The following is a 12,154-nucleotide window of genomic DNA, read 5'->3' as shown; positions in this document are numbered from 1 at the left end:
TTTTATTTGCACTTAGTTTTCTCCGCCTTTAATCCCTATTCCTTCGTTCATCTGTTCAGTGTTGAGGCGCTAGAGCGTGTTATGAACTATAGAAAAGGCGCAACCGTTTGAACAAACGGCTGTGCCATCAACATGGCAAATGCCAGAAAAGGCAAGCCTTTGAGGGTCGCTGGCAACCGTTCATAGTCCCGTGCCAAGCGACGAAAACGGCTCAACCAGGCGAAACTGCGCTCCACCACCCACCGACGCGGCACCAGCACAAAGCCGCGTTTGGCTTCTTCTAGTTTGACCGCTTCCAGTCGGATGCCGTGTTCTGCCGCCGCTTGTTCAGCCTTGTCGCCCGTGTAGCCTTGATCGACAAATGCCACCTCCACCGTTTCGCCCGTCACCTGCTGCACCTGCTGCCAGTTGTCCGACTTGAGCGCGCGATCCTGTTCATTCGCGGCGGTCACATGCAACGTCAGCAGCAGTCCCAGCGTATCGACTGCCATGTGCATTTTGCTGCCCTTGCGACGTTTCGCACCATCATAGCCTGCGCGTTCACCACTCTCCACGCTGGATTGCAGCGTCCGACTATCAAAGATGGTGGCGGTGGGTTGTTCGTTCCGTCCGGTTGTCAGACATAACAAGAGCCGCAGGTCATGCACGAGGGATTCAAAGACCCCCGCATTGAGCCAGCGCTGTGTCTGTTGGTAAATGGCATACCAGGGTGGCAAATCATTTGGCACCATCCGCCACGAAATACCACCCCGCACGACATAGCGCAGTCCATTGAACACTTCGCGTAACAGATGATCGCGTTGGGGCGCGTCTTCCGTCATCAGGGTTAGGTAGGGCGCAACAAATGCCCATTCGTCGTCACTCACGTCGGTAGGATACCCTTTTCTGTTCATCCCACCATTTTACTCAGGTGTTTTTTAAAGTGCATAACACCCTCTAGATAATTTCTCGAACACGTATTTAGGACTTACGCAGTTGAACGTGTTTGCCCTGTATTCATCGAAAGGGGAAGTTTGCGGGGGAAGCCCCCTCAGCCCTAAGACTGTAAAGAGTGTGCCTTTTATTGATATACTTCTGAAACTATTCTTCTCTAAGTAAGGCATTATCCTTCAAGATATCCCGTTTTGAAGGTGATCCCATGACCGCGCGCAGTGTCCCCACCACGATTTCTCGAAATATTCAGCCCTTAAAATGGTTGATTACACCTTCACCCACCCTGCAAGGATCGGATCGCTTGAACGCCCGCCTCCTGAGTGGGCTGCAGCTGATCATCTGTGCGGCGTTGTTTGTGGGGTCGATTGCGGCAACGCGGGCGTCGCCCGTGTTAATGCCCTTAATCGTCCTCTTTGCCATTTATCTTATTGGACGCACGCGGCATTACAAACTGGCAGAAGCGGCAACGCTGATCGTCCTCTCTCTCGCCGTGTTGACCTACTTCCAGCCTGATGAAACCTATACCCTTATTAGTATGCGTTCACTGGTTGGTTGGGTGATTCTCCCCGTGCTAATTGCCAGCATCACCAGCACGCTGCGGATGACCTTCCTTGTGGCGGTGGGCAATTTCTTCGTGCTGCTGCTCATCCCCCTCGTCAACCATTCGATCACCATTAGGATGGTCATGGCGGCGTCCGGCTTTTCTTTCACCGTTGTCCCCTTGATCTTGCTCGCATCGTGGCATCGTTCCAAACTGGAAAAAGAGCGCCAAGCGGAATTGGTGCGGGCGAATGAACGCCTACGTGCCTCTGAACTATCGCTCCAACAGACAAACCTCACCCTTGAGGCGCGGGTGAAAGAGCGCACGCTAGAGCTAGAGAAGGCGAAGGAAGAAGCCGAACGCTCTAACCAAGTGAAATCGATGTTCTTGGCGAGCATGTCCCACGAACTGCGGACGCCCTTGAATTCGATCATTAACTTTACCGAGTTCGTCACGCGGGGGGTTTTGGGTCCGATCAACGAGGCACAGTTGGAGATGCTGACGAATGTTGTCGGCAGTGGGGAACACCTTCTCGCCTTGATCAACGATGTGTTGGACGTTTCCAAGATCGAATCTGGCTCGTTAAAGCTCTTTGTCGAACACGATGTCTCTATTCCTGAAATTATTGAGACCGCGCAGAAAACAGGCGAAAGTCTGCTGAAGGATAAACCGGTGCGGGTGGTGAGCGAGGTTGCCCCCAACATCCCCATCATTTCCGGCGACAAACAGCGCCTCTTGCAGGTGATGTTGAACATTGTCTCCAACGCCTGTAAATTCACCAAAGAAGGGACGATCACGCTCCGCGCCCACCATGAGGGGGAGACGATTCATCTTTCGATCACCGATACCGGCGCGGGCATTGCCGGCGAGGACTTTGAGAAGGTATTTGAAAAGTTCTCCCAAACGGAGAGCGGCTTACGGCAAGGCGGCGGGACAGGGCTAGGAATGCCCATCTCCAAGAGCCTTGTCGAGGCACACGGTGGACGCCTGTGGCTGGAAAGCAGTGTTGGCGTTGGGTCAACCTTCCACATCACCATTCCGCTCCAACAACCAACCGCAGAAAACGTGCTGCCGGAAGGGAAAGTGCTTGCCCTATGAGCGGCTCACCAGCGGTTCTTTATGTGGAGGATGATCCCCTCAGCCGGACGATCATGAACATTCTGTTGACGAAACAAATGGGACTGACGCAGGTGGCGATCTTTGAATCCAGTGTCGATTTTGAGGGACAGCTTGCCCGCTTGCCCTTTCAACCGGACATTATCTTCTTAGACATTCACATGAAACCCGCCAGCGGCTTTGATCTGCTCAAAGTCTTGCGGGGAATGTCCGATTATGCCCGTAAACCTATCGTGGCATTGACCGCCAGTGTGATGAACGAGGAAATTGACCAACTGAAGGATGCCGGCTTTAATGGCGTGATTCCCAAGCCAATCCATCAGAACACCTTTCCAGAGTCATTCCAAAAGCTGCTCAATGGCGAGACAGTCTGGCAAATCAGCCGGAAATAGGGAGAGGGCGTATCGATGCTGGTCTTGGAAAACAAGCGGATTTTTCTGGTGGAGGATGATGTCAACAATCGTGCCATTGCCCAGTTGTTGTTAGAACAACAAGGGGCGATGGTTGCCTTTGAACGATGGGGGATTGCCACCATCCAACGCCTTCAAAAGTTCATGCCTGTGGATGCCATTCTGATGGATTTGAACCTCCCCAATGGCATTACGGGCTACGATGTCTTTACCACCATCCGCAGCCACCCCGAATTTGAGGCTATCCCGATCATTGCCGTCTCGGCAAGCAACCCAACAGAAGCCGTCCCCCGCACGAAAGCGATGGGCTTCAGCGGTTTTATTGGTAAGCCTGTGCGGTTCGATGTATTCCCTCGACAGGTTGCCGAAATCCTAGAGGGAAAACCTGTCTGGCAAGTTGTGTAAGAATTCAGCCCTGATACAGTGTAATTTTGCCCTAGTCCAGTGAAAACTAGAGGAATATGACCATGCCCCATGCACTCATCATTGACGATAATCTTGGTAACATCAACGTTTTGCAGCACATGCTGGCACAAGAAGGACTCACCAGCACCGCAATTCAAGATGCGGCAGCCGTAGAATCGAGGTTGGCAAGCCTACCGACCACTGATGTTGTCTTTATCGATCTGGAAATGCCCGACGTCAGTGGCTATGATATTTTCCACCTTTTAAAGGGGCAGCCTGCCTTCAAGCAGGCGCGTTTCATCGCCTGCACCGTCCACACGATGGAAATTCATAACGCCCGCGAGATTGGCTTCGACAGCTTTCTGGGCAAGCCGCTGAAAGGCGAGAAGTTCTCTGGGCAGCTTGCCAAAATTATGGCGGGGGGCACTGTTTGGGAAGTGCGCTGAACGACTGGACTAAAAACAGAGATCAGAGGTGAATAACAAATGCCCCAATCTACTTCTGTTGGGGCGTTTGTTCGTTTGGATTGTTCCAGCCGATGGGTGCTTAGCTGACAGGAACGCCCACGCAGCTAGACTTCACATAGGCAATAGAGCCGCTAATATAGACGGCGTTGTAGCCGCCCTCGCTGGTGGGGTCAACATACCATGTTTGCCCTTCAAGCAGCGCCTCATCAGGGACAAGCTCGCCACCCGAGGAACTGTAAATGCCCGTTGAACAGGTAATGTACCGCAGTTGGAAGCCCGACGGCACGCCTTCGGGGAGGGATTCGCAGGCTTCTTCCCGAAAGCTGAAGAAGAAATCGATGTAATCTTCAGCAATGAGGATGGTCAAGAGCGGTGTCCCTTCAGGGACTTGGTTGAAATCGTATTGAACATCCAAAAGGGGATCGCTATAGGGATCGTAGAAGACGGTACTAAAACCAAGCAGGGCAAAAGTTTCCGCATTGTACACATAGGAAACAAAATATGCTCCAAAGTTAATCCCGCTGAGGGCAACATAAGCGCTGTTGCAAGTGAGATTGACGGTGGCATTATCAAGGGCTTTGGCTGGTTGTGCCGCGCCGCTGAAGACAAGGGCAACAACAAAGAAAAAAATAATACCAACGCGCTTCATAGTGACCCCTTTCGATGTGTGAACTCACTTTCATCATAGGATGATTTAGATATCACGTCAACCGCTTTAGACCTTTCGCGGCTAATTTATAGAGCATTGGTATAGTATTTTATACAAGTCTAGACATTACGCAGTTGCCCTCATCCCCCTACCCCCTTCTCCCTCAGGGAGAAGGGGGAAAAGAGTTTTTGAAGGGGAAGCCCCCAAAAACTTCCCCTTTCGATGAATACTAGGGTAAACACGTTCAACAGCATAAGTCCTAAAGTCATTTCAAAACCCCACCCCTTGCCCCTCTCCGTAAAGGGAGAGGTTTTGTTCCCCCTCTTTCCCCGTTTGCAGGGAAAGAAGGCGGGGGATAGAGGTTTTTTTAGAAATCTTTCTGACGCGCTACTCGTTCCCGAACAAGCCCTAAAGGGCGGGGCTGAAAACAGGGAAAGACGAACAATCTGCTTTCAGCACGCGGGCTTTAGCCCCGCGCCTCCCCGCCTCCCACTCCCCGGCACCCCCGTAGGGACGCCCCAGGGCGCGTCCGCGCCCTACCCCCCCAACGTATCGGTAGTAAACCTCGACATGTTATTGACAATTGATTTACCGACCTTTTTTAGTTTTATAGTATATATATATATTAGGTATACCATGTCTACCACACGTAACACTTCGTTCTTGTGGCGCACCGGAGTATTTTCTTATGTATCCCCTGCATCGATCCATCCGTTTTGTTTTGATCATCATCGTTCTCATGCTCTTTTTGAGTGCGTCGCCGCATCAAAGAGCGCGGGCGGCAACCTATACGGTGACGAATACAAACGATTCCGGTGCGGGCAGCCTGCGGCAAGCGATTTTGGATGCGAACAGCAACGCCGGCGCCGATGTGATCGATTTCAACATTCCCGCCTGTCTGGGCGGGGTGTGTGTCATTCAGGTGACTTCTGCGCCCCTGCCGCCGATTACGGAGACGATCACCTTTGATGGGACGACGCAGCCCGGCGCCGCCTGCCCCGCCGCGCCGAAAATCGAAATTCGGGCGGTGGATGGCGTCACGGACAGCGCCTTTGGGATCGAACTCACCGAGACGGCGGACAACAGCCTTATCCGGGGGCTGTCTATCACCGGGTTTGATGTCTCCCCCGCTGCCGGAATCGCCCTCACAGGCGCAGATGACAGCCGCATCGAATGTAATTTCGTGGGACTGCTCAACAATGGATCCGCGGTGAATCCGAATTATCGCGGCATTGCGCTGATCAACGGGGCAACGAACAACATCATCGGCACAAACAGCGATGGGGTCAACGACAGCGCCGAACGCAACACCCTTTCCGGCAATCTTGACGCGGGCGTTTACATCGATGATGGCTTTGGTAGCACGACGGGCAATCGGATTCAAGGCAATTACATCGGCTTGATGGGCAGCGGCGCGGGCTATCGCGGCAATGTCTATGGCGTTTACGTCGCCACCGCGTCGGGAAATACCATTGGGTCGAATTACGACAGCCTAAATGATGCGGTTGAGGGGAACATTATTGCGGGGAATACGGGGAACGGCGTGGTGATTGCGGCTGCCGCCTCAACGGGCAACCGAATCCACCGGAACAGCATCTATGGCAATGGGGGGATGGGGATCGATCTTGCCGACAACGGCGTGACCGCCAATGATTCGATAACCCCTCCCTATGATTCTGATAGTGGCGCGAACGGACTCCAAAATTACCCGACAACGATCTATGGCTACGATATGGGGCGCACGCTCAATTTCAGCCTGCGGACAACGCCTTCCTCAACGATGCGCATTGAGGTCTTTGCCAGTGGCGCATGCGACGGGACGGGCAATGGCGAAGGACAGTTCTTTGTCACTTCGCAGATGTTCGCTATACCGGGCGGGGGCGAAATATCGGGGAGCTTTAGCGGGCTGGTTGTCCCCCTTGGAATGCCCGTCATCACCATGACGGCGACGAATACAGTGACGGGCGACACGAGCGAGTTTTCGTCCTGTGCCGATTTCACCCCGCAGACGTTTACCGTGACAAACACGAATGATTCGGGGGCGGGCAGCCTGCGCCAAGCGATCACCGATGCGAACGTCCAGCCGGGGAAGGATACGATTGCCTTCAACATTGCTGGCTGTCCGGGTGGAATTTGCACAATCACTCCCCCCACCGAACTGCCCAACCTGATCCGTCCGGTGATCATTGATGGGACGACGCAGCCGGGGGCAAGCTGCCCAAATAATTTACGCATCGTGATTCAGGGGAACGCCACGAATGATCAAGCGCTGCGCTTCTTGAGCCTTGCTAGTACAAGCGAAGTACGCGGCTTAGTGATTGGCGGCTTCACCGATAGTTCGTTTGCCCCCGGCGCACGAGGAATCTTCCTTGATAGTGCCGATAATATGAAGATTCAATGCAACTTCATTGGCACGAATGCCGCAGGGACAGCAGCGAACGGCAACCGCTACGGGATTATGTTGTTTAGTGGGGCGTCAGGAAACATCATTGGTACGGATGGGGATGGTGTAAACGACGCCAATGAGCGCAACCTCATCTCTGGGCAGGTCATCACTGGGATTTTTCTAAACAACGCAGGAAATAACCGGAACAGAATCGCGGGGAATTACATTGGGACAAACGCGGCGGGGACAGCCGCTATCCCCAACATGCATGGTATCCACATCGATCTTGGCACAGAAAACCTCGTCGGCACGAATGGGGATGGGCTGAGCGATGTTTTAGAGCGCAACCTGATTTCAGGAAACAGCGATACCGGTGTCATTGTCAATACTGCCAACCAAACCCAGCTTCGGGGAAATTACATTGGGGTGAATGTGACTGGATTGGCGGCACTGAGCAACGCCAGAGGCATTAGCGTCCAAAGCAGTTCAACGAATGTCCTCGTTGGGACAAATGCCGATGGGGTCAGTGATGCCCTTGAAGGAAACCTGATCTCGGGGAACACCATTCGCGGAATTTTTATCAATGCGTCGCCCTTCACCATAGTGGCAGGCAACATCATCGGGATGAATGCGCTGGTCACAGCGGCGATTCCCAACGCCGAGGGGATATTCATCAGTGCTACCTCAAGTGCCAGGATTGGATCGAATGGCGATAATGTGCGGGATGCTGTGGAAGGCAACATCATTGCCGGAAACAGTGCCGATGGGATAGCCATGAGCGGACTCCTAGCGAACCGGATTTCCCGCAACAGCATCTACAACAACGGTACCCTCGCCACGCACATGGGCATCGACCTTTTGGGAATCGATGGCGTGAATGCCAATGATCTGGGTGATCCCGACAGCGGACCAAACAACCTACAAAACTATCCGGTGATCACAGGTATAACAACGCTCTCGCTGGATCAGGTCACGATCAGCGCTACGTTGAACTCGCTGGCGTCTACGAGCTTCCGCATAGAGTACTTCAGCAGCGCTGCTTGTGATACCTCTGGCAATGGCGAAGGGCAGACCTTTCGCAACAGCATCGTTGTGTCAACCGATGCCACAGGGAATGTCAGTTTTAACATCCAAGTGCCGATCAACCATGACGAACCGTACTACACCTTGACGGCGATTCAGGCGAGTGGGGGTGCCTCCGTTGTGGGGAACACCTCTGAATTCTCCGCCTGCGCCACCTACATTGGGGACACCTTCACCGTTGTCAACACAAACGATTCCGGCGCGGGCAGCCTCCGTGAGGCGATTACGAATGCCAACGCAAACACGAATCACTCGCGGATTTTGTTCAATATCCCCGGCGCCACCGACCCCGGCTGCACAGGGGTGGGCGGTGTTTGCACCATTACCTTAGCGACGGCACTTCCCGCCGTCAGCCAACAGACGATCCTTGACGCGGCAAGCCAAGCGGGGGCAAGCTGCCCCGACACTCCGCGCATCGTCCTTACCAACGGGGCGGCAATCACGAACGGGCTGCGCCTGACGAGCAGCAGTTTAGGGAGCTTCATTCGCGGCTTTGTCATCGGGGGCTTCACCAACGGGATTCGCCTGGAGAACACGGGGAGCATCCATATTGCTTGCAATTTCATTGGGACAGATGCAACGGGGAATACTGCCTTACCCAACAGCGTAGGGATCGACCTCAATTTTAGCATGATCGGGACAATCATCGGCGTCGATGGCGATGGGATGAACGATCACCTTGAGCGCAATGTGATCAGTGGGAACACAACCGCTGGAATCGTGATTCCTTCTTCCATTGCCAACTTTGTGCGCGGCAACTACATTGGCGTTGGGGTCAACGGCACAAGCGATGTGGGGAATCTTGTGGGTATCTCGATCACTTCTGGACCAGGGCATCAGATCGGGACGAATGGGGATGGAATCAGCGATGCGCTGGAGCGCAATGTAATCTCCGGCAACGACGATAATGCGATCCGCCTTGCCAACACGGGCAGCATTGTGGCTGGCAATTACATCGGGCTGACCGCCAGCGGCACACTGGGATCATTCACCCAAGTCAACAACATTCTCATCACCGGAACATCGAACATCATTGGGACAAACGGCGATGGGAACGGCGACGCGGTAGAGGGGAATATCCTTGCCAACTACGCGACGGGCAATCCGGGCATTTATATTTCGACTGGGGGGAACACCAACCGGATCGCCGGAAACTGGATCGGCACAGATGCCAGCGGCACAGCGGATGGCGGGACAACCTTGGGCATTTGGATCACTGACGGCGCCGATAACAACCTTATTGGAACGAACAGCGATGGCGTCAGCGATGCCCTAGAACGGAACGTCATTGTGGGACACGAGGCGAGTTTCGGCGTTGGCGTGCGCATTTCTGGAACGGGCGTTTCAGGGAACATCGTACAAGGGAACTGGATCGGGGTGAACCCCGCCGGAACGGGGGTTATCCCCAACTATTGGGGCGTCTTTATCGGGGATGGGGCGACGAACACCCTTGTGGGGACGAACGGCGATAACATCCGCGACGATGTTGAACGCAATGTGATCTCTGGCAATGCGGGCTATGGCGTGCAGTTTCAAGATAGCGCCACCACGAACAACCGCCTTGCTGGAAACTACATCGGAACGCGCCCCGATGGGACGTTTGGAGCAGGCTTTGGGAACACCTTCATGGGGGTGGCGGTTGTTGTTAGCAGCAATGGCAATGTGATCGGGGCGAACGGCGATGCCAGTGCGGGAGAGGCGAACGAGGGGAATCGGATCGCTTTTAACGGGCAAGATGGTGTCTTTCTGGGAAGTACAACCTCCGATTCAAACCGCATCTCCCAAAACAGCATCTTCAGCAATGGGACAACCGCCGCTGATCTCGGTATTGATCTTGCCCTCAACGGTGTGACTGCCAACGACACGGGCGACCCCGACAACGGACCAAATGAGGGGCAAAACTTCCCCCTGATCAACCCCACCTTTGGCAGCGACTTCATGGGTGGGACACTGAACAGCACACCTAGCATGACTTTCCGCATCGAAGGCTATGCGAACGCCGCCTGCGATATGAGCGGGAACGGCGAAGGCGAGGTATACCTCGGCGCGTTGACCACCACCACTGATGGGAGCGGGAATGCCAACTGGTTGGGTATCCCCACCTCAAACACTCAGGGCTACCGCTACTTCACAGCGATTGCCATTGACGCCACAGGCAACACCTCAGAGTTTTCGCCCTGTGTGGGCTACCCGCTGATCGTGGACAGCACCGATCCTTCAACGATCTTCCTCGATCAGGGACATCTGCTTGCTGAGGGGGCAACCATCGGGGATCGCTTCTTGCTGCGGCTGCCAGTGCCACTCACCGGCGCGGAGACGGTGACAGTATTCGTCTCCTCCAGCAATCCGGCACGCTTGCAGTTCGTCGTCCAAACGTACCCGGTCTTTACGACGGCAAGTACGCGCAGTTACGTTTTTACCAGCGCCAATTGGAACATCCCCCGCGCCGTGAACCTTCATGCGCCAGATAATACGGGTGACCCCGCTGGCGCGGAGATGTTCTACGTCCCAGTGGCAATCATCGCTAGTAGTTCACCGAACTACTCGACAGGGGCGGGCTATCCCTCCCAACAAGTGTTTGTCTACGATCCCGGGGCGGTCATCGCGCCGAGCGGGATGCCAACGCTGAATCTGCCGACGATCTACCAACAGGGGACGTATACCCTCGCCCTCACCGCGCCGCCCGGTATGATTCTGAACAATGTCCTCCCCAATTACCCGGAGACAATCCGCTTGGAAGTGGGGGGGATCAGCGGAACAGGCGTGATCCAAATCAACCCTCTGTTGAACAGTTACACACGTTCTAATTGGGCAACTCCGCAGGGCTTCACCGTGCGCCGCGAGGCGGCTGGCACGATGACGATCACCCACCTTGTCTATTCAGACATCACTGGTCCCGCCACCTCCCGGTATGGGGGTCCGATTCCAGTGACCATTGGCAATGCCGTTGTGAACACCCCCGCCGATGTGAGCCTGACGCACGCCGTCAGCACGCGGACGGTGGCGGTGGGCGAGACGTTCACCTACAGCCTGAATCTATCGAACGGGGGGCGGGGCGATGTCGTCGGCTTGAAGGTCACTTCGCGCTTGCCAGAGGGAGTCGCCTTCCTCAGCGCAGTGAGCGCGGCGGGCGGCGTTTGCACTTATAATGAGACGACGCATAGCGTCACCTGTGACTATGGGGGGCGTTCCTTCCTACGCGGGCGGATTGACACGGTGACGATCACGGTGAGCGCTACCGCTCCGGCGGGCATGACCTTGCACGCCGTTGCCAGCAGCACGGCGCTGCCGCACGACCCCAATCCGAGCAACAACACGGGGATCGCTTCCCCTGCTGTGCGGGTCAGCGGGGCAACAGGCGACATTTACGCAGCGAACCAGAACGGATCGGGGCGCATGCGGCTGACGAACGACCCCACCGAGGATCTGCATCCGGCATGGTCGCCCGATGGGGCGCGGATCGCCTTTGTCGCTCTGCGCCATGGCAATCCTGAAATTTATGTGATGAACGCCGATGGATCGAATCAGCGGCGGGTGACGATGCACGGCGGGGCAGACCTGCATCCAGCGTGGTCGCCCGATGGAACGCGGATCGTCTTTGCCTCCACACGGGGCGGCGGCGGGCTGAGCCTCTATGTGATGAACACCGATGGCTCGAATGTCGTCGCGCTTGGCGGCGGCGCCGATGCCCAACAGCCTGCCTTCAGCCCCGATGGGAAACGAATTGTCTATGTAGCGGGGGTGAACGGCGTCCTAGATGTGTTTGTGATGAATGCCAACGGGACAGGGCTTACCCAACTGACGAAGGGCTATGCCGCACAGCATCCCACCTGGTCGCCAGACGGGGCGGGGATCGCCTTCAGCGGCGGCGCGTCGCCGGAACTCTATGTGATGACCGCCAACGGGGAGACCATCACCCGTCTGACGAACGACACCTACCGCGACGAATCGCCCACATGGGCAGCGGACGGGACGCTGATCTTCGCCAGTGATCGGGAGGGCAGACCAGGCTTGTACCGCCTGAGCCTTGCGCTCGGTGGGGGGCGGAACGTGAAAATCCTACCGATCAGCGGGACAGGGGCAAACGATAAGATGCCCGCCGCCGGACGTACAAAAATCGCCTTTGCGCAGGTGACGGGGCGCTAAAGGGCTATAGAGCAGAGG

7 protein-coding genes are annotated in these 12,154 nt (G+C 55.4%); 5 read left to right on the top strand and 2 right to left on the bottom strand.

From position 1 onward, the window contains the following. Window positions 1–86 precede the first annotated feature (86 nt). Window positions 87–893 carry an IS5 family transposase gene (locus HS103_12615; protein ID MBE7513642.1) on the bottom strand — a complete coding sequence of 269 codons (807 nt, stop codon included), beginning with the start codon at window positions 891–893 and terminating at the stop codon, window positions 87–89. Window positions 894–1,138: 245 nt separating this feature from the next. On the opposite strand from HS103_12615, the gene HS103_12610 reads away from it, so the two are divergent. From HS103_12610 to HS103_12595, 4 genes are all read left to right on the top strand, one after another. After that, window positions 1,139–2,572, top strand: a complete 1,434-nt coding sequence (locus HS103_12610) for a HAMP domain-containing histidine kinase (GenBank protein MBE7513641.1) — start codon at window positions 1,139–1,141, stop codon at window positions 2,570–2,572. Further along, entirely contained in the window at window positions 2,569–2,982 is a 414-nt protein-coding gene (locus HS103_12605) for a response regulator (protein ID MBE7513640.1), read from the top strand. Before HS103_12610 ends, HS103_12605 begins: the two co-directional genes overlap by 4 nt. Before the next feature lie 15 nt (window positions 2,983–2,997). After that, window positions 2,998–3,405 (top strand): response regulator, encoded by a 408-nt coding sequence (locus tag HS103_12600; GenBank protein MBE7513639.1) that lies wholly within the window; start codon window positions 2,998–3,000, stop codon window positions 3,403–3,405. A 62-nt stretch (window positions 3,406–3,467) separates the two neighbouring features. Further along, the gene (locus tag HS103_12595) at window positions 3,468–3,851 is read left to right on the top strand and encodes a response regulator (GenBank protein ID MBE7513638.1); all 384 of its coding nucleotides are present in this window, start codon (window positions 3,468–3,470) and stop codon (window positions 3,849–3,851) included. A 100-nt stretch (window positions 3,852–3,951) separates the two neighbouring features. On the opposite strand, the gene HS103_12590 is transcribed toward HS103_12595, so the two are convergent. Beyond that, complete coding sequence (locus HS103_12590) at window positions 3,952–4,521, bottom strand: hypothetical protein (protein MBE7513637.1); 570 nt, start codon at window positions 4,519–4,521, stop codon at window positions 3,952–3,954. Between the two features lie 688 nt (window positions 4,522–5,209). Between HS103_12590 and HS103_12585 the strand changes: the two genes are divergently transcribed. Further along, complete coding sequence (locus tag HS103_12585) at window positions 5,210–12,136, top strand: PD40 domain-containing protein (protein MBE7513636.1); 6,927 nt, start codon at window positions 5,210–5,212, stop codon at window positions 12,134–12,136. Window positions 12,137–12,154: the final 18 nt, after the last annotated feature.

This window comes from Anaerolineales bacterium (assembly GCA_015075625.1).
In the GTDB taxonomy this organism is placed as follows: Bacteria; Chloroflexota; Anaerolineae; order Aggregatilineales; family UBA2796; genus UBA2796.
The sequence above is the reverse complement of the archived record's forward strand: the minus strand, read 5'-3'. Positions and strand labels throughout refer to the sequence as shown.

Coding starts and splice junctions, on each gene's coding strand:
- HS103_12615 (MBE7513642.1), bottom strand. CDS start 893: ATGAACAGAAAAGGGTATCCTACCGACGTGAGTGACGACGAATGGGCA.
- HS103_12610 (MBE7513641.1), top strand. CDS start 1,139: ATGACCGCGCGCAGTGTCCCCACCACGATTTCTCGAAATATTCAGCCC.
- HS103_12605 (MBE7513640.1), top strand. CDS start 2,569: ATGAGCGGCTCACCAGCGGTTCTTTATGTGGAGGATGATCCCCTCAGC.
- HS103_12600 (MBE7513639.1), top strand. CDS start 2,998: ATGCTGGTCTTGGAAAACAAGCGGATTTTTCTGGTGGAGGATGATGTC.
- HS103_12595 (MBE7513638.1), top strand. CDS start 3,468: ATGCCCCATGCACTCATCATTGACGATAATCTTGGTAACATCAACGTT.
- HS103_12590 (MBE7513637.1), bottom strand. CDS start 4,521: ATGAAGCGCGTTGGTATTATTTTTTTCTTTGTTGTTGCCCTTGTCTTC.
- HS103_12585 (MBE7513636.1), top strand. CDS start 5,210: ATGTATCCCCTGCATCGATCCATCCGTTTTGTTTTGATCATCATCGTT.